Annotated in this window: 17 protein-coding genes; 4 read left to right on the top strand and 13 right to left on the bottom strand. The window is 73.2% G+C overall.

Annotated features, from left to right (window positions below; genetic code table 11):
* Positions 1-56: 56 nt before the first annotated feature.
* From IEY75_RS10715 to IEY75_RS10680, 8 genes are all read right to left on the bottom strand, one after another.
* Positions 57-602, bottom strand: a complete 546-nt coding sequence (locus tag IEY75_RS10715; protein ID WP_189114122.1) for a type IV pilus inner membrane component PilO — start codon at positions 600-602, stop codon at positions 57-59.
* Complete coding sequence (locus tag IEY75_RS10710) at positions 602-1309, bottom strand: PilN family protein (protein WP_189114121.1); 708 nt, start codon at positions 1307-1309, stop codon at positions 602-604. Before IEY75_RS10710 ends, IEY75_RS10715 begins: the two co-directional genes overlap by 1 nt.
* On the bottom strand, positions 1309-2334 hold the full coding sequence (gene pilM / locus IEY75_RS10705) for a type IV pilus assembly protein PilM (RefSeq protein WP_189114120.1): 1026 nt from the start codon (positions 2332-2334) through the stop codon (positions 1309-1311). The genes IEY75_RS10710 and pilM overlap by 1 nt, the downstream gene beginning before the upstream one ends.
* Before the next feature lie 20 nt (positions 2335-2354).
* Positions 2355-3143, bottom strand: coding sequence for a prepilin peptidase (locus IEY75_RS10700; protein ID WP_189114119.1), 789 nt, complete (start codon positions 3141-3143; stop codon positions 2355-2357).
* 28 nt (positions 3144-3171) lie between these two features.
* Complete coding sequence (locus tag IEY75_RS10695) at positions 3172-3636, bottom strand: prepilin-type N-terminal cleavage/methylation domain-containing protein (protein ID WP_189114118.1); 465 nt, start codon at positions 3634-3636, stop codon at positions 3172-3174.
* Positions 3637-3673: 37 nt separating this feature from the next.
* A complete protein-coding gene (locus IEY75_RS10690; protein ID WP_189114117.1) occupies positions 3674-4918 on the bottom strand; it encodes a type II secretion system F family protein in 1245 nt (414 codons plus the stop codon).
* 2 nt (positions 4919-4920) lie between these two features.
* Positions 4921-6039 (bottom strand): type IV pilus twitching motility protein PilT, encoded by a 1119-nt coding sequence (locus tag IEY75_RS10685; protein ID WP_308425699.1) that lies wholly within the window; start codon positions 6037-6039, stop codon positions 4921-4923.
* Positions 6040-6212: 173 nt separating this feature from the next.
* Positions 6213-7877, bottom strand: a complete 1665-nt coding sequence (locus tag IEY75_RS10680; RefSeq protein WP_189114116.1) for a GspE/PulE family protein — start codon at positions 7875-7877, stop codon at positions 6213-6215.
* Between the two features lie 312 nt (positions 7878-8189).
* On the opposite strand from IEY75_RS10680, the gene IEY75_RS10675 reads away from it, so the two are divergent.
* Both IEY75_RS10675 and IEY75_RS10670 read left to right on the top strand, forming a co-directional pair.
* The gene (locus IEY75_RS10675; protein WP_189114115.1) at positions 8190-9137 is read left to right on the top strand and encodes an acyl-ACP desaturase; all 948 of its coding nucleotides are present in this window, start codon (positions 8190-8192) and stop codon (positions 9135-9137) included.
* 204 nt (positions 9138-9341) lie between these two features.
* Complete coding sequence (locus IEY75_RS10670; protein WP_229789524.1) at positions 9342-9674, top strand: STAS domain-containing protein; 333 nt, start codon at positions 9342-9344, stop codon at positions 9672-9674.
* 4 nt (positions 9675-9678) lie between these two features.
* Here the strand turns inward: IEY75_RS10670 and IEY75_RS10665 are convergent, their stop codons facing one another.
* From IEY75_RS10665 to IEY75_RS10645, 5 genes are all read right to left on the bottom strand, one after another.
* On the bottom strand, positions 9679-10605 hold the full coding sequence (locus IEY75_RS10665) for a cation diffusion facilitator family transporter (RefSeq protein WP_189114114.1): 927 nt from the start codon (positions 10603-10605) through the stop codon (positions 9679-9681).
* Positions 10606-10672: 67 nt separating this feature from the next.
* On the bottom strand, positions 10673-12835 hold the full coding sequence (locus tag IEY75_RS10660; RefSeq protein WP_189114113.1) for a HelD family protein: 2163 nt from the start codon (positions 12833-12835) through the stop codon (positions 10673-10675).
* Positions 12836-12910: 75 nt separating this feature from the next.
* Positions 12911-13576, bottom strand: coding sequence for a DedA family protein (locus IEY75_RS10655; protein ID WP_229789522.1), 666 nt, complete (start codon positions 13574-13576; stop codon positions 12911-12913).
* An 82-nt stretch (positions 13577-13658) separates the two neighbouring features.
* Entirely contained in the window at positions 13659-14612 is a 954-nt protein-coding gene (locus IEY75_RS10650; protein ID WP_189114112.1) for an alpha/beta fold hydrolase, read from the bottom strand.
* 240 nt (positions 14613-14852) lie between these two features.
* Positions 14853-15182 (bottom strand): hypothetical protein, encoded by a 330-nt coding sequence (locus IEY75_RS10645; protein WP_189114111.1) that lies wholly within the window; start codon positions 15180-15182, stop codon positions 14853-14855.
* A gap of 606 nt (positions 15183-15788) precedes the next feature.
* On the opposite strand from IEY75_RS10645, the gene IEY75_RS10640 reads away from it, so the two are divergent.
* The gene (locus IEY75_RS10640) at positions 15789-16280 is read left to right on the top strand and encodes a DUF3145 domain-containing protein (protein ID WP_189114110.1); all 492 of its coding nucleotides are present in this window, start codon (positions 15789-15791) and stop codon (positions 16278-16280) included.
* Between the two features lie 78 nt (positions 16281-16358).
* Positions 16359-18041 (top strand): glycoside hydrolase family 3 N-terminal domain-containing protein, encoded by a 1683-nt coding sequence (locus IEY75_RS10635; protein ID WP_189114109.1) that lies wholly within the window; start codon positions 16359-16361, stop codon positions 18039-18041.
* The last annotated feature ends 44 nt before the right edge of the window (positions 18042-18085 follow it).

The following is an 18085-nucleotide window of genomic DNA, read 5'->3' as shown; positions in this document are numbered from 1 at the left end:
GGGCGCGCGGCGCGTGTCCCGGCGGGGTGCCGGCGCCGCGCGCCGGCAGAAGTTCGTCAGCCGCCCGCCTGCGAGACGAATGCCTGAAGGCTCAGCGTCATCGAGGTCCGGCTGCCCTGGACCGTGGAGTTGACCTGGCCCACGAGCACGGCCCGACCGGCGGCCTGGAGCCGGTTGAGGAACGCCTCGGTGTCGGCCGTGGGCCCCGTGACCGACATCGTGATCGGCAGGGTGACCACGCCCGGCTGCTTGGCCGGGGCCGGGTCGCTGATGGCCAGGTTGTCGATGGTGACGCCGGTGGCGGTACCCATGCTCTGGAGCGCCCGCAGGAACTCCGGCTGCGCGGCGTTGGCCGGCAGCGCCTCCTGGGCGCCCGCCAGCTCGGCCTGGAACTGGGCGAGCTGGTTGTTCTGGCTCCTGAGCTGGGCCAGCCGGGTCTGCTGGCGGTCGAGGTCCAGTTCGGCGTTCTCGGTCTGGGCGCGCTGGTCGGCCAGCGCGCTCGTGGCCGGCCCGACCAGCAGGACCCAGCCGAGGCCGAGGATGGCCACGATCCCGGCGAGGCCGACGAGCAGCCAGGTGCGGTCGGCGGTGCGGCTCTCCATCAGTTGCCCCCCTGGGCCGGCGTGCCGAAGCGGCCGCCGAGCGCCGCGGCGGTCAGGTCCATGTGCAGGTTGAACGCGGTGCCGGTGTAGGAGTCGAGCAGGGGGCGGTCGATCCCGTTGACGTTCTCCAGGTCGGTCAGGAACCGCGCCACGTCCGTCTTGCGGGTGGCGGTCCCGGACAGCGTGATCTTGCCGATCACCCGGTCGCCGCCGCCGGGCGCGCTCACCGTCGGCGGGCCGGCCGCGGGGGCGCTGCCGGCCCCGCCCTCAAACGCGGTCACGTTCGCGTTGAGGCTGCCGACCTTCACCGCGGACGGCGCCGCCTGCTGGATTCCCCGCAGGACCCGCTGCCAGCGCACGTCGTCGGCCATCAGCGCCGCCAACTGCTTGTTGATCGCGGCCGCTTTGGTCTGCGTCTCGATCAGGGGGGCGAACTCGCCCTGCTGGCGCTGTACCGCGGCGACGTCGGCCTCGACCAGCTCCTGCTGCATCCGCGCCGCGGTCGACAGCGCCAGCACGCCGGCCCAGGCGGAGCCGACCAGCACGGCGGCGCCGACCAGTCCCGCGATCGCCTGGCGGCGGCGGCGCCGGTTGGCGCGCGCGTCGCGGATCTCGTCCGGCAGCAGGTCGGCGGAGATCGGCGGGATCCGCATCGGACCGGTGAGCCGGCCGGACGCCGCACCCCGGGCCACGTTGGTCGAGGACATCAGGCAGCAGCTCCCAGGCTCAGGCCGATCGAGACGGCGGCGGACGAGCGAACGCGGTCCATCTGGTCGTGGCGGCCGCGGCCGGGCCGGTGCAGACGCATCACCGGGTCGGCGAGGATGACCTCCATCTCCAGCTGTACCCGCAGCATCTCGGCGAGGCCGGCGAGGTTGGCGCCGCCCCCGGACAGCGAGACCCGGCGCACGTCGGTGGACTGCGAGCCGGAGGACAGGTAGGTGAAGGAGCTGCGGATCTCGTTGATCAGCGGCCGGAGGCTGTCGCGGATCAGCTCGGCGACCTCGGGCCCCTCGTGCAGTTGCAGCCCGATCCGGCACTTGAGCGCCTCGGCCTCGTCGACCGACACCCCGAACCGGTTGGCGATCGACTCGGTGATCTCGGCGCCGCCGCGCGGGACGGTGCGGACGATCCGCGGCTCCCCGTCCACGTGCACGACGACGGTCGTGGACTGGGCGCCGATGTCCACCAGCGCCTCGGCGTACGAGTCGAGGCGGGCCGCGGCCCGGACCAGTGCGAACGAGGCGAGGTCGACCTTCGTCACCAGCAGCCCGGCCTTCTCGGCCACCCGGACGGCGGTCAGGACCGCGTCCTTGGGGGCGGCGATGAGCAGGCCGCGGACCGTCTTGTGGTCGCCGGGGTCCTCCAGCGGGTAGAAGTCCAGCAGCGAGCGCTCCACCGGCAGCGGCAGCGAGTCGCGGACCTGGAACGGCAGCGAGCGCTTCAGCTCCCGCGGCGGCAGGTTCGTCACGGACATCTCCCGGACGACCACCTGCGGGTTGCTCACCCCGAGGACGACCTCCTTGGTCTTGAACTTCGCCTGCGACCACAGCTTCTTCAGCGCGGCCGTGACCATGGGCTGGTCCTGGATCACGCCGGCCCGCACCACCCCGTGGGCCAGCGGCACCTGCCCGAAGTGGGAGATGACGAAGCCGTCGCGGCCGCGCCCGGTCTCGACGCCACGGACGGACATCGCGCCGATGTCCAGTCCGACGGGCATGTCGGTGGCCATGCGTTTCTCCTTTCGGGAGGTCAGGCGCCCGCGGTGAGCAGCGAGGCGTACCAGTGGGTGACGGGTGCGGCGACGAACACCGCCAGGAACGCGCCGGCCAGCATCGCCGGCCCGAACGGCAGGGCGGTCTTGCGGTCGGCCCGGCCGCTGGCCAGCAGCGCGACGCCGACGACGCTGCCGAGCAGGAAGCCCGCCAGCGTCCCCACCCACACCGACGACCAGCTCAGCCAGCCCAGGTACAGGCCGAGCAGGCCGGCGAGCTTGACGTCCCCGAAGCCCATCCCGGCGGGGTGGACCAGCGTCAGGGTGAAGTAGAGGGCGAACAGGACGGTCATCCCGAGCAGCCCGCGGACCAGCGCCGACCAGTCGCCGCCGACGAGCACCGCCGGGAGCAGCAGGAGGACGCCGACGCCGTACGAGGGTAGGACGATCACGTTCGGCAGCCGCTTGACGTCCACGTCGATCATCGCCAGGGCGACGGCGACGGCGGCCAGGTACAGGTACGCCGGCAGGGCCGGGTCGACCCCGAAGCGGGCCGTCACCGCGACGAACAGCGCCGCGGTGCCGGCCTCCACCAGCGGGTACCGGACGCTGACCGGCTCCCGGCAGTGGGCGCACCGCCCGCGCAGCAGCAGCCACGAGACCACCGGCACGTTGTGCCGGGCGGCGATGGCGTGCGCGCAGCGCGGGCAGCGCGACCCGGGCCGGACGACGGACTCGCCCCGCGGGACACGGTGGATCACGACGTTGAGGAAGGAGCCCACCGCGAGCCCCAGCGCCCCGATGCCTAGGTACAGCACCCACGTCATGATCCACCTCCGCCCGCGGGCCTCGTCGTCAGCAGGTCTTGACCGGCGCCGTCGTCTTCTTGGTCGGCGCGCCGCCAGTCTGGCTGGAGAACGTGTACGCCGCGGTGCCGTTGGCGTTCACCGCGCACAGCGTGTACGTGGCCGCACCGGCCGCCAGCGTGTACGTCACCGTCACGTTCTCCGACACTCGGATGCTCATCGTGTCGACGGTCAGGGTGTTGTTGGTCGAGACGGTCGTCTCGGCCGCCGCTGCCGGGGCACCCGGGTACTGGTTGCCGTTGTTGGTGTAGTGCGCCTCGATCGCCGAGATGCCGCTGCGGACGTCGGACTGCGCGGCCTTGTCGGCCGCCCCCTCGCGGTAGGACAGGTAGGTCGGTACGGCGATGGCGACGAGCACGCCGATGATGACGACGACGACGAGAAGCTCGATCAGAGTGAAGCCGGCGTCCCCGCGGTCGCGCCGCGCTCGCAGGCTGCGGAGCAGGTGCTGCATGGTTGTTTCCTCTCTCGGTGACGAAGACTGACGCGGATTACTGCTGGATGTTCTGGTAGATCGTGAACATCGGCAGGTACAGGCAGATGATCATTCCGCCGACCAGGACCCCCATGACGAGCACCATGATCGGCTCGATGGAGGCGGTCAGGGACTCCGTGGCGCTGTCGACCTCCCGGTCGTAGAAGTCGGCGATCTTGTCCAGCATCTGACTGATCTCGCCCGTCTCCTCGCCCACCTCGACCATCTGGGTGACCATGGGCGGGAAGATCCAGTGGTCGTACATGGGCGCCGACATGGGCCGCCCCTCGCGGATCGCGCCCTGGAGGTCGGCCATCGCGTCGGTGATCACCTGGTTGCCGGTGGTGCCGCCCACCACGGACAGTGCGTTGAGGACCGGGACCCCGGAGTGCAGCAGCGTGGCCAGGTTGCGGGCGAACCGCGCCATCGCCAGCTTCTGCAGTAGCCTGCCGAAGACCGGCATCTTGAGCTTGAACCGGTCGAAGGACAGCCGCAGCGACTCGCTGGACTCCAGCCGGCGGCGGAACAGCAGCGTGCCGCCGACCACCACCGTGACGAACAGCGGCCCGGCCCACACCATGTTGTGGCTGGCCGTCACGATGAGCTGGGTGATCAGGGGCAGCTCGCCGCCGAGCTGGGCGAACATGTCCTCGAAGATCGGCACGATGAAGATCAGGACCGCGCCGATGAGGACGAAGCTGAACGCCAGCACGATCGCCGGGTACGTCAGCGCGGCCTTGATCTTTCCGCGCAGCTCGGAGTCCTTCTCGAAGTTGGCGGCGATGTCGGCCAGCGCGCGGTCCAGGAAGCCGCCGGCCTCGCCCGCGGTCACCAGCGACACCATCAGCTTCGGGAAGATCTTGCGGTGCCGGCCCAGCGCCTCGGACAGTGCGCTGCCGCCCTCGACGTCGATCCGCACGTCCGTCACGGCCTGCTTGAGGGCGGGGTTGACGGTCTGGTCGGCCAGGACGCCCAGGGCGCGCAGCAGCGACATGCCGGAGGAGACCAGCGTGGCGAACTGGCGGGAGAAGATCGACAGGTCCTTGAGCGTGACCCGCTTGCCGCCGCCGGGCATCTTGATCTCGCGGCGCATGCCCTTGCCGCTGCCGGTGGCCTCGATGACCAGCGGCATGTCGCCGCGCTGGCGCAGGATCGAGGCCGCGGCGGCCTCGCTGAGCGCGTCGACCTGGCCCTTGCTGCGGTTGCCCTTGGTGTCGACCGCCTCGTAGGCGTAGGTCCGCGTACGCGTGTTCGCCGCCATGGTCAGGCCCGTCCAGTGAGTCGTCGGAAGTCGTCGGGTGAGTGGGCGAGGGTGATCGCGTCCTGGTAGTTGATCCGCTGGTTGGCCAGCCGCTCGGCCAGGTGCTGGTCGAACGAGAGCATCCCCTCGCCCGTGCCGGACTGCATGAACGACGGGATCTGCACCGTCTTGCCCTCGCGGATCAGGGCGCGGACGGCGGGGGTCGTCGACATCACCTCGGTGACCACGACCCGGCTCTCGCCGTCGGCGGACTTGCACAGGGCCTGGCTGACCACGCCCTGCAGGGTCACCGAGAGCTGGGAGCGCACCTGGCTCTGCTGGTGCGGCGGATACATGTCGATGATCCGGTCGATGGTCTGCACCGCGCTCTGGGTGTGCAGGGTGCCGAGCACGAGGTGGCCGGTCTCGGCGGCGGTCAGCGCGGTCGCCGTCGTCTCCAGGTCCCGCAGCTCGCCGACGAGGATGATGTCGGGGTCCTGGCGCAGGGCGTGCCGCAGGGCTGCGGCGAACGAGTCGGTGTCCGTGCCGACCTCCCGCTGGTTGACCAGGCAGCGCTTGTGCGGGTGCAGGTACTCGATCGGGTCCTCGATGGTGATGATGTGGCCGGACCGGGTGCGGTTGGCGAGGTCGAGCAGGGCGGCCAGCGTGGTCGACTTGCCCGAGCCGGTGGGCCCGGTGACGAGGACGAGGCCGCGGGTGAGGCGGGCGAACCGGTTCACGGTGTCGGGTACCCCCAGGTCCTCCAGCGGCCGGATCTCGTGGGGGATGGCCCGGAACGCGGCGCCGCAGGAGCCGCGCTGCATGTAGGCGTTGACGCGGAACCGTGAGACGTCGTCGAGGCTCATCGAGAAGTCGATCTCGTGCTCGCGCTCGAACCGGACGATCTGCTCGTCGTCGCAGGCCGCGCGGACCAGCATGGCGGTGTCGGCCTGGCTGAGCCGGTCGTAGCCGGGCATCGCCGTCAGTCCGCCGTGCAGCCGCATCGTCGGCGGGGCCCCGGCGGACAGGTGCAGGTCCGAGCCCCGCAGCCGGACGAGGTCGACCAGCATCCGGTGCAGGTAGGAACGGTCGCCGCTCATCGGCGGGTACACCAGCGTGTCGTGCAGCGCGTGCGATGCCATGCCAGCAGTGCTCCTGTCGGTCTCCCGTGCCCCCACCGGATCCGTCCGCGCCCGGGTGGGGCGGGCGGACCGGTCACCCCTCTGGATCGACCGGGTGGCCGGCCACCTGAGGAACGGTGTCCGATCGGCCTCCCCGGAGGGGATTTACTATGAAATTTCAGACGTACCGCAGGTCAGATGGCGACCCGCAGCACCTCCTGCGGCGAGGTCACGCCCGCCGCCGACTTGGCCAGCCCGTCCACTCGCAGCGTCCGCAGGCCCTGTGCCAGCGCCACCTCGCGAATCTCGCTGGCCGACGCGCGCCGGACGGCCAGCGACTCGATCTCCTGGCTGACCGGCATGACCTCGTGCAGCGCCATCCGGCCCCGGTACCCGGTGGCCGAGCAGGACTTGCAGGCCCCCGGGCGCCACAGGGTCTCCGGGCGCGGCAGCAGCTCCAGCGGCCAGTCCAGCGCGGCCAGGTCCTCGTCGCTGGGCGCGTACTCCTTCTTGCACCAGTCGCACAGCTTGCGGGCCAGCCGCTGGGCGAGCACGCAGTCGACCGAGGAGCCGACCAGGAACGGCTCGATGCCCATCTCGATCAGCCGGGTGATGGCGCCGGGGGCGTCGTTGGTGTGCAGGGTGGACAGCACGAGGTGGCCGGTGAGCGCGGCCTCGACCGCGAGCTGGGCGGTGTCGGCGTCGCGGATCTCGCCGATCAGGACCACGTCCGGGTCCGAGCGCAGGATCGCCGGCAGCACCTTGGCGAACGTCATGCCGGCCTTGTGGTTGACCTGCACCTGGTTGATGCCGGGCAGCCGGTACTCGACCGGGTCCTCCACGGTGATGATGTTGATCGACGGCTCGCTGATCGCCATCAGGGTCGCGTAGAGCGTGGTCGACTTGCCGGAGCCCGTCGGTCCGGTGACCAGGGTCATGCCGTGCGGCTTGGCGAACGCCCGGCCGTACCGGTCGAAGTTGTGCTCGCTGAAGCCGAGCTTGTTGATGTCCAGCTCCACGCCGCCGGTGTCGAGCACCCGCAGGACGACCTTCTCGCCGAACACCGTCGGCAGCGTGGCGGCCCGCAGGTCCACCGAGCGGCGGCCGATCTTGACGGTGACGCGGCCGTTCTGCGGCACCCGGCGCTCGGTGATGTCGATGTTCGACATGATCTTGATGCGGGAGATCAGCGACGCCTGGACGTTGCGGGGGACGGTGTCCAGCTCCTTGAGGACGCCGTCGATCCGGTACCGGACGCGCATCTCGTGCTCGGTCGGCTCCAGGTGCAGGTCCGAGGCCCGGTTCTGGATGGCCTGCTCGATCAGCGAGTTGACGTACCGGACGACCGGCGCGTCCTCCTCGGTCTGGACGAGCTGCTCGCTGCTCTCCTCCTCGTCGTCGTCGAAGGTGAAGGCGCCGATGTCGGCGCCCTCGCGCTGGAGCTTCTCGATGACCTTGCGGACCTCGCTGCGCGGCACGACGATCGGCCGGATGACCATGCCGGTCGCGGCGCGGACGTCGTCGATCGCCATGACGTCGGCGGGGTCGGTGATGCCGAGGGTGAGTTCGTTGTTGGTGATGGCCAGGCCGATGACCCGGTGCCGCAGCACCACCGACAGCGGGACCTTCGACAGGGTCTCGTCGTCGATGTCGAAGTCGATGATCTCGGCGTGGGCGAACCCGAACGCCTCCGCGGCGGCCTTGGTCAGCTCGGTCTCGGTGACGACGTGGTCGTTGATCAGGACGTCGCGGATCGTCCGGCCGCTGCGCTCGACCTCCTTGACGGCCTGGTCGATGGCAGCCGGATCGACGCCCGTGCGACGCAGCGCGTCGAGCAGCGGGTAGAACGTCGGATTCATGGCGCCCCCGTGCGACCTGGTCCTCTACGGCTCGTTCGCCGCTCTCCGTCTACCTCGACGCGGAACGGTCGGACATGAGCGACTTCAGGCTACAGAAGGTGTGGACCCTGAGAGGGAGGATGCGCGGGGTTGGACCTACGGTATCGTAGGTTACGGTACCGTAGGTTTCGGGACCGTAAGTTCGGGGACCACAAGTTTGGGGACCGTAGAGTTTCGGGACCGTCAGCGGGTCCGCGACCGTGGGGTCTCCGCGGCGCCGACCGGCGGGACCGCCACCTAGGACACCGAGCACCTAACCTCCCTGGAGCGTTGATGACCAAGCCGGAGCCCACCCCCACCGACCTGCTGCGGGAGCTGGAGAGCGTGGTGGAGACCAACCTCAACCGCCACCTGTCCCTGGCCAAGGAGTGGTTCCCGCACGAGTTCGTCCCGTGGAGCGAGGGCACCGACTTCGACGGCCCGCTCAACGGCACGCCGTGGGAGCCGGGCCAGTCCAAGCTCTCCGAGGTCGCCCGCACCTCGCTGATCGTCAACCTCCTCACGGAGGACAACCTGCCCAGCTACCACCACGAGATCGCGGCGCTGTTCGGCCGCGACGGCGCCTGGGGCACCTGGGTGCACCGGTGGACCGCCGAGGAGGGCCGCCACGGCATCGCCATCCGCGACTACCTGCTCACCACCCGGGCGGTCGACCCGGTGGCGCTGGAGCGGGCGCGCATGGTGCACATGGCCAGCGGGTTCACCAGCGACCAGACGATGAACATGCTCGGCTCGGTGGCGTACGTCTCGTTCCAGGAACTGGCCACCCGCGTCGCCCACCGCAACACCGGCCGGGTCAGCGAGGACCCGGTCTGCGACATGCTGCTGGGCAAGATCGCCACCGACGAGAACCTGCACATGGTCTTCTACCGCAACCTGCTCCAGGCCGCCTTCGAGCTGGCGCCCAACCAGACCATGCGGGCCATCGCCGACGTGGTGAGCAGCTTCCAGATGCCCGGCCACGGCATCGAGAACTTCGGGCGCAAGTCCGTGCAGATCGCCATGGCGGGGATCTACGACCTGCGGATCCACCACGACGAGGTGATCGCGCCCGTACTGCGCAAGCTGCGCGTGATGGAGCGGACCGGCCTGTCCGGCGACGGCGAGCGGGCCCGCGAGGAACTGGCCGCCTTCCTGGCGACCCTCGACCAGAACGCCAGCCGGTTCACCGAGCGGCGCGACGCCATCCAGGCGCGCGCCGCGGCCCGCGCCGCCGGCTGAGGGCCGCCCGTGACCCGCACCCGGGCCGGGAACCGCACGGGGCCGGGCCGCGTCCTACCCGGCATGATGGTGGGGGCGGTTTGCCGTGCGACGGCCTCGGGTATCGCCCCACGTTGGCAACGGATCGGCTCCGGTGCGCGGACCCCGCCCCCGGGGCGCGCGCCGGCCCTGACGCCCGGGCGACCGGCGGCACAGGAGGCAGGCGTGAGCTTGACGGCAGAAGTACGGCGACATCCCGACGGCACGGTCGAGATCGCGTTCGGCGGCGAGATCGACATCGAGACGGCCCACGAGATCTCCGACGCCGTGACCCAGATCCTGCACACCGAGCAGCCACCCCGGATCGCCCTCAACATGCGGGCGGTCACCTTCATCGACTCCGTCGGGATCAGCGCCCTGGTGGCCTGCTTCCAGGCGGCCGGCGTGAGCGGTACCGCGCTCGTGGTCGCCGAGCCCTCCCCGAACGTCCACCGCACCCTGTGGGTGACCGGCCTGCACGGCCTGTTCGGCGCCCCGGAGCCCGCGCTCACCCCCTGACCCGCTACCAGGACGGGGCGTGGCAGACCGGATGCGACCGGGCCGGCTCCACCTGGAGCGTCGGGTGGGTGATGTGGAACTTGTCGTGCAGCATCTCCTGGGCCTCGTGCAGCACCGGGGCGACGTCGGCGTCGGACTCCAGCAGCAGGTGCGCCGAGGCCACGTCCATCCCCGAGGCCAGTGTCCAGACGTGCAGGTCGTGGACGTCGGCCACCCCGCGGACCGCGCGCAGCGCGCGCTCCACGTCCACCACGTCGATGTGGTGGGGCGCCGTCTGGATCAGGATCCGCACCGCCTTGCGGGCCAGCTTGAACGTCCGCGGCAGGATGAACACGCCGACGGCCAGCGCCGCGATCGGGTCGGCGTAGTGCCAGCCGGTGAAGTGGATGACGGTCCCCGCGGCCAGGACGCCCGCGGCCCCGAACAGGTCGCTGAGCACCTCCAGCGCGGCGCCGTGCAGGTTGAGGTTCTCCTTGGCGCCGGCCTGGAGCAGCAGGAACGCGACGACGTTGACGAGCACGGCCGCGCCGGCCACGATCATCACCGGCCCCGCCTCGATCTCCGGCGGCGCGGTCAGCCGCTGGGCGGCCTTGACCATGACGAAGACGGCCACGCCGGAGAGCAGGACCGCGTTGGCCAGCGCCGTGAGGACCTCCAGCCGGTACAGGCCGAAGGTGCGCTGGGGGTTGGCCCGCTCGTGCTTGCCGCTCTGCCGGACGGCGATCAGCGCGGCGAGCGCCATGCACATCCCGAGTACGTCGGTGAACAGGTGACCGGCCTCGGACAGCAGCGCGAGCGAGCCGGACGAGTACGCGATCACCACCTCGGCCACGGTCAACGCGGCGAGCATGGCGATGGCGGCGATCAGCCGCCCCAGGTGCTGCTGCCCCGTGCGGAGTGCGTCCGCCCCGTGGTCGTGTCCTGCGCCCATCTCTCCTCCATCGGCAGGCGGCCGCGACCCGGGAATTATATAGTCACTTTGACATATGTCGGGGACCTCATGCGTCCGCGCGCCACGACGTGTCGTAGCTCACGGTCGTCAGGCGCTGGGTGGCCCGGGAGAGCGCGACGTACAGCGTCCGGGCCCCCGAGGCCGCCTCGCCCAGGATCTCGGCCGGCTCGACCAGGACCACCCCGTCGTACTCCATACCCTTGGCCTCCAGGCTCGTCACCACCTGGAGGCGCTCGCCGTGCCCCGCCTCCGCGAGCCAGCCCGCGGCCGCGTCCCGGCGCCCGAGCGCGGTGATGACGCCGACGGTGCCCTCCACCTCGCGCAGGACCGCCGCCACGGCCGCGCGGGCGGCGTCGGCCAGGCCGTCGGGGGAGTCGACCGCGACGTGCCGCGGCGCGACGCCGGTCGAGCGGACCGCCACCGGCAGCCGCAGGTCCGGCTGCACCCGGCGGATCACGCCGGCCGCCACCTCGAAGATCTCCGCCGAGTTCCGGTAGTTGGTCGACAGCGTGTACGTCTCGCGGCGGCGGCGGCCGAGCGCGTCGTCGCGGGCGCGCGCCAGCTCCGCCGGGTCGCCCGTCCACGCGCTCTGCGCCGGGTCGCCGACGACGGTCCAGGAGGCGTGCCGGCCGCGCCGCCCGAGCATCCGCCACTGCATGGGCGTGACGTCCTGGGCCTCGTCGACGACGATGTGGGCGTAGTCCCGGTAGTCGTCGGGCCGCTGGACGGCCTGGGCGCGGGCGGCCCGCTGCCGGTCGGCGAAGGTGCTGACCTCGTGCACCCCGGGCGCGATCTCGAAGCTGTCGCGGACCCGCCTCGACCGCCGCCGGGGCCGGCCGAGCAGGGCGTCCAGCTCGTCCAGCAGCGCGATGTCGGCGACGGTCGGCCCGACGTCGAGCAGGGCCGCGAACGACCCGGCCAGGGCGCCCACCTCGGCGCCGGACAGCACGTCGCGTCCCCAGCGCCGCAACCGGCGCTCGTCGGCGCACCAGCTCAGCACCCGCAGCGGGGTGAGCTGCGGCCACCAGGCGCGCAGGAAGTCCCGGAACGCCGGGTGCTCGCTCAGTTCCTCCTCGAACCGGGGCCGGTCCGGCAGCCGGCCCCGGAGCTGCTGGGGGGCCTGGCGCCAGAGCGCGGTGAAGATGTTGTCGAAGCCCGCCCGGCGGACCTCGTTGCGGCGGGCGCCGCGCGGCAGCGCCCCGACGCGGGCCTTGTCCAGGGCGTCGCGGTCCAGGGTGAGCAGGCCGCCGCGGTACGCGAGCCGGAACTCCTCCGGCCCGCCCGGCACCGCGGCCCGGGCGGCCCGCTCCAGGACGGTGCGCATCCGCAGCGACCCCTTGAGCGAGGCCAGGGCCGGCGGGTCGACCCGCTCGGTGGGGGACAGGCGCGCCACCAGCGAGCCCAGCGAGCGCAGCGTGGCCGCGTCCTCGCCGAGCGAGGGCAGGACGGCGCTGATGTACTCCACGAACACCGGGGACGGGCCGACCACGAGGATCCCGCTGCCGGCGAACCGGCTGCGGTCGGCGTACAGCAGGTAGGCGGCGCGGTGCAGGGCGACGGCCGTCTTGCCGGTACCCGGGCCGCCTGAGACGATCGTCACGCCCCCGGCCGGCGACCGGATCGCCTCGTCCTGCTCCCGCTGGATGGTGGCGACGATGTCGCGCATCCCGCGGGTGGTGGTGCGCGACAGCGAGGCCAGCAGCGCGCCGTCGCCGACCAGGGCCATGTCCGGCGGGGCGGCGGCCGGGTCGAGCAGGTCGTCGGAGAGGCCGGTGACGGTCTCGCCGCTGGACTGGATCATCCGGCGCCGGACGACACCCTGCGGGTCGGCGGCCGTGGCCTGGTAGAAGGCCGCGGCCGCGGGCGCCCGCCAGTCGACCACCAGGGGTTCGCTGGCCTCCCCCCGGACGCCGAGCCGGCCGACGTGGTGGACCTGCCCGTCGCGCCGGTCGAGGCGGCCGAAGACCAGGCCCTCGTGCTCGGCGTCCAGTACGTAACGGCGCTGGGCGGCGTGGAAGACCATCGCGTCGCGCTCCACGAGCGCGCCGAAGTTGCCGACCCGGGCCAGCGAGTACCCGTCCCGCTCGGTCTCGGCGGCGCGGTGGCGCAACTGCCCCAGCCGGGCGTACACGCGGTCGAGGTGGTCCTGCTCGGCGGCCAGTTCGCGGGCGAGTACGCGGTCGGCGGGCTGCGGCGCGGCGTCGCTCATCGCTCTCCTGGAGTCGCGGGCATTCGGTGAGAGTACTGGCCCCCGCCCGGGAGCGGGCCGCGTGTCCGCCCCGGGTCAGTCGCGGGGCGCGGCGGCGACCCGGTCGGGGGCGGCGTCCCCGGCCGCGTCGCCGCCGTCGAGCGTGCGGCGGGCGCGGCGCTTGAGCCAGATGGTGCTGCCGAGCCCGGCGAGGACGGCGACGACCAGACCGACCCACGAGAAGCCCTTGAGCCAGCGCTCGGCGACCTGGCCGAGGGAGTACAGCGCGAACACCGTCCCGAACGACCACAGCAGACCGCCGCCGGCGTTGGCCAGCAGGAACTTGCGGTACGGCACGTGCAGCGCCCCCGCCAGCGGCCCCGCCAGGATGCGCAGCAGCGCCACGAACCGGCCGAAGAAGACCGCCCACACGCCCCACCGGCCGAACATCCGCTCGGCGGCCGCCAGGTGCCGGGGGCCGAGGTGCTTGGGGAACCGCCGCCCGAGCCGCACCAGCAGCGCCCGCCCGCCGCGGCGCCCGATCGCGTACCCGATGGAGTCGCCGACGATCGCGCCGGTCGCCGCTGCGCCGGCCACCCACCAGGGGTCGACGGCTCCGGTCGCCGCCAGCAGGGAGGCGCTCACCAGCGCGATCTCGCCAGGGAGGGGGATGCCCATGCTCTCGATGCCGATAATCAGTCCGACGATCGCGTACAGGCCCCCGGGGGGCAGCGCGGTGAGCCACGCCTGAATCTGGTCCACGACACATCCTCGGCGGTGGGCGGAAGGGGCGAGGTACCGAATTTACCCGAGCTGCGCGCTCCGCATCGGCCCCGGCCGCGCCTCAGGCGGCGCGGCGCAGGCGGCGGCTGCCGGCGGCGGCGAGGACGCCCGCGACGGCGGCCGTGACCTCGGTGGGGCGCTCCAGCATGAGCATGTGGCCGGCGTCGGCGCACACGTGCAGGCCGGCGTCGCCGCCGAGCGCGTCGGCGATGCCCTGGGCGCAGGGCAGCGGGGTGATCCGGTCCTGCTCGCCGACCAGCACCGCCGAGGGCAGGTGCGGCAGGCCGCGCAGGGTCTCCAGCCGCTGCTGGGTGCCGGCGGACTCCCGGAAGCCGCCGATCGAGCGCAGGCTGGACCCCGCCACCGCCGCGCAGGTGAGTTGGAGGTCGTCGTTGTCGCACCGCTCGCCGAACATGAGCCAGCGGATCGCCGGCCGGATCGCGGCCATCAGCGGGCGGTGCGGCCGGACGTCGCCGCAGCGGGCCATCACGTAGGAGCCGGACAGCTCCAGCACCCGGACGATCCGCGACAGCGGGTGCGGCAGCCCGTACCCGGTGTGGGTGTGGCCCTCGGCGGTCGTCGAGACCATCACGACGCCCCTGACCCTGGCCGCGAAGGCGGCGGCGTGCGCGGCGGCGTACTCCATGATCGTCATCCCGCCGAGCGAGTGGCCCACCAGGACCACCGGCCCCTCGACGTGGGCGAGGACCGCGGCCAGGTCGTCCCCGAGCTGGGGGAGGGTGGCCGCCAGGCGGTGGGTCGCGGAGGACCGGCCGTGGCCGCGGGCGTCGTAGGCCACGACCCGCGGGCCGCCGGCCTGCCGGGTCAGGGCGGTGATCTGCCGGTGCCAGATGCGGCGGTCCAGCGTCCAGCCGTGCAGGAACACGACGGTGATGGGGGCGCGGCGGGGGCCGTACGACTCGACGTGCAGCCGGACGCCGTCGGCGAGGCGCACGCTGTGCTGCCCGGTGGGCTGCGGCAGTGGCAGGCCCGAGGGCTCCGGCAGAGTCGTCATCTCCCAACCTCCACGGACGCTGGGTCCCACCGGGGGTACCGATGGGTAACTATTATCGCCCACGCTAACGGGAACTGAACGTTTCCTTAATCGGGCGATCCGCCGGAAAGCACCTCCGGCCGCGAGGCAACCGCTCACCCGAACGGGTGAATGCGCCGAGGTTCCCGGTCACGCGAAACTCCCGCCCGGTCGCAGACCGGGCGGGAGTGGTGTCGCCGTGCGTGGTGTCGCGGCGGTCGGTCAGCCCTCGAAGACGCCGGCCTCGGCGAGCCGGGCCTCGATGCCCGTCCAGTCGTCGGCCGGGTTCGCCTCGGCCAGCGCCGCCAGTTCGGCGCGGATCTTGGTGCCGTGACCGGCGGCGGTGAGCACCCGGATCTCCTCGACGAACGCCTCCGAGCTGGTGCTCAGGTGGGTCGTCTTGCCGTTGGTCAGGTTCCGCACGTAGGCGTGCTTGCCGCCGTTGAGCGGGATCAGGTACTTGAACTCACCGAGCACGCTCAGTGCGCCACCCTGGCCGGCCTGGCCGGCGCGGACGGATGCGCGGGCGGTCTTCGACGTGTTGCTCGCCACGGGAGGCACTCCTAGGGACTTGCGGGTCGGATGCGTGCGGGTCTTGCGCGGCCGTCACCGGCGGTCGGTGCGGTCAGGCGCGGCGCGGGCGGGTGCCGGGCGGCCGGCGGGCGCCGGGCGCGCGGCACGCGGTGCGGGCTCGCGGCACGCGGTGACCGGAGAGCAGCGTACACGACCGGGGGTGCGCGGCCGGCGGCGGCCAGTTTTGCCGATCGCTGGCGCTGCGCGGGCCCTTCCCGGCATCATGGGGGTGACTGACACGTTCGGCGCATTCGGGAATCGCGGCGCAGGCAGGACGCGGCGTCGCTTCCGGGAGTCGCGGCGCGGGCAGGGGTCGAGGGGGTTTCCGGCGGCCGGGTCCGCGCGGCGGCGCCGGCACACGACGAGCGCGTCCCGCGGCGGGCGCGCGGAGGGGCAAGCCACCACAGGAACGCGTGACCGGGCACCGGCGGTCCCGACGACACCACTCGCCGCGGACCGACCACTGCACGGGCCACACCACTTTCATAGCACCGCCATCGACCCGCTGTGCGTGCGGCACGCCGGGCTGGCGCCGGGGATCCGAGGTCGTAGGGGAAGACGTACCTCGGTCCCAGGAGGTCAGCAGTGTCCACTCGTGGCGTCGTCTACGTGCACTCGACACCCGCCGCCGTCCGGCCGCATGTCGAGTGGGCGATCGCGCGTGTGCTGGAAACGCCCGTCCGGCTGCACTGGACGCCCCAGCCGGTCGACCCCGGCGCCCACCGGGCGGAGTGCGACTGGAGCGGCCGGCCCGGTACCGGCGCGCAGCTCGCGCACGCACTGCGGCAGTGGTCGATGCTGCGGTTCGAGGTGAGCGAGGAGCCCAGTCCCGGCTGCGACGGGGAGCGGTTCATGCACGTGCCCAACCGCGGCCTGTTCCACGCCCCCGCCGGGGCGGCCGGGGACGTCCAGCTCGGCGAACACCAGCTACGCGAGATCATGCGGTCCGCCCGGGGTCCCGAGGCGCTGGCCCACGCGCTGGAGCGGGCGCTCGGGGCGGCCTGGGACCACGAACTCGAACCGTACCGCTATGCCGGCGACGGCGCCCCGGTCACCCTGCTGACCCAGGTCGGCTGACACCGTCCGGGAAGCGACAGGGCAAACCAGACACTTAGCCCATTTGCCTAACTTCGCCCGTCCTGTTCTCATTGCAAGGTGGACATTTCCGGGCGATGGGTAGCCGGCGCCGCCCTCCTCGCCGTGGCGCTGCTGGGCGGCTGCGGCGGCCCTGCGGCGCCGCCCGCCGGCACCCCGGCCGCCCCGGCGGCCCCGGGCGACGCCGCCGCGCGGGCCGCGGCCGCGCTCGCCGACGAGGACCTGGTCGGCCAGGTGCTGATGCCGTTCGCGTACGGCGCCGACGCCACCGCGGTCAGCCCCGGCTCGGTTGCCGCCAACCGCGCGTCCGCCGGTGTCGACACCGCCGCCGACATGATCGCCCGGTACCGGCTGGGCGGCCTGATCCTGACCGGACAGTCCGCCGACGACCCGACCGCCGCGAGCCAGCCCACCAGCAACGTCGACGACCCCGCGCAGGTGCGCCGCCTGACCGACGGCCTCCAGCGCGCCGCCCGGGCGCTGCCCGCCGGGGTACCGCTGCTGGTGGGCACCGACCAGGAGTACGGCACCGTCGCCCGGATCCGCACCGGCGTGACGGCCCTGCCCTCGGCCATGGCCTTCGGCGCCGCCGCCCGCCCCGCCGCGACCCGCGCCGCGTGGCGCGCCGCCGGTGCCGAACTCGCCGCGATGGGGGTCAACGTCGCCTTCGCGCCCGTCGCCGACGTGCACGCCGCCGCGCCCGGCGGGGTCATCGGCTCGCGCTCCTACGGCAGTACCCCCGAGGCGGTCGGCGGGCAGGTCGCGGCGGCCGTCGGCGGCCTGCGGGGAGCCGGGGTCGCCGCGACCCTCAAGCACTTCCCGGGTCACGGCCAGACGGTCGTCGACAGCCACGCCGACCTGCCCCGGCTCGACCGGTCGCTGCCCGCCCTGCGCTCCGGCGACCTGCCGCCGTTCCGCGCCGGCATCGCCGCGGGCGCGGGCCTGGTCATGACCGGCCACCTGGACCTGCGCGCGGTGGACCCGGGCACGCCCGCCGCGTTCTCCCGCCCGGTCGTCACCGGGCTGCTGCGCGAGCAGCTCGGCTACGACGGCGTCGTCGTCACCGACGCCCTCAACATGGCGCCCGCCCGCCGGTGGCCGCCGGCCGAGGCCGCCCTGCGCGCCCTGCTGGCCGGCAACGACCTGCTGCTGATGCCGCCCGACCTGCCCGCGGTCCACGCCGGACTCGTGGCGGCCGTGCGGGACGGGCGGCTGCCGCGCGACCGGCTGGTGGCGTCGGTGGCCCGCCTGCTGCGGCTCAAGCAGCGGTGGGCGGCGGTCCGGCAGCCGGCGCTGTCCACCCTGCGCGGCGCCGCCCACCAGCACGCCGCGGCGGCCGTCGCGGCCGCGGCCGCGACGGTGCTGCGCGGCCGGTGCGGCGGCCCGCCGCTGCTGGCCGGCCCGGTCACGGTGACCGCCGCGGCCGACCAGGCGCCCGCGGCGGCGCGGCTGCGGGCCGGCCTCGCAGCGCGGGGCGTGGCCGTCGTACCGGCCGGCGGCGTGCCGGTCCACGTCGTCGGGCAGGGCGACGACGCCGCGGACCTGCGCGCCGACGCCGCGGTGACCGTGGCCACCGACACTCCCTACGTACTGGCGGCCGCCCGCTCGCCGGTCCTGCTGGCGACCTACTCGACCACCGCCGCGGCGATGGACGCCGCCGCCGCCGTCCTGGTCGGCGCGGCCGCGGCACCGGGCCGCGCGCCCGTGGCCGTGCCGGGGCTGCCCCGCAGCACCTGCGGCTGAGGCCGGACCCGCGGCGAACGGGGGCAGCCGGGCCCCGCGGGCAC

This window comes from Pilimelia terevasa (assembly GCF_014647915.1).
GTDB lineage: Bacteria > Actinomycetota > Actinomycetes > Mycobacteriales > Micromonosporaceae > Pilimelia > Pilimelia terevasa.
The sequence above is the reverse complement of the archived record's forward strand: the minus strand, read 5'-3'. Positions and strand labels throughout refer to the sequence as shown.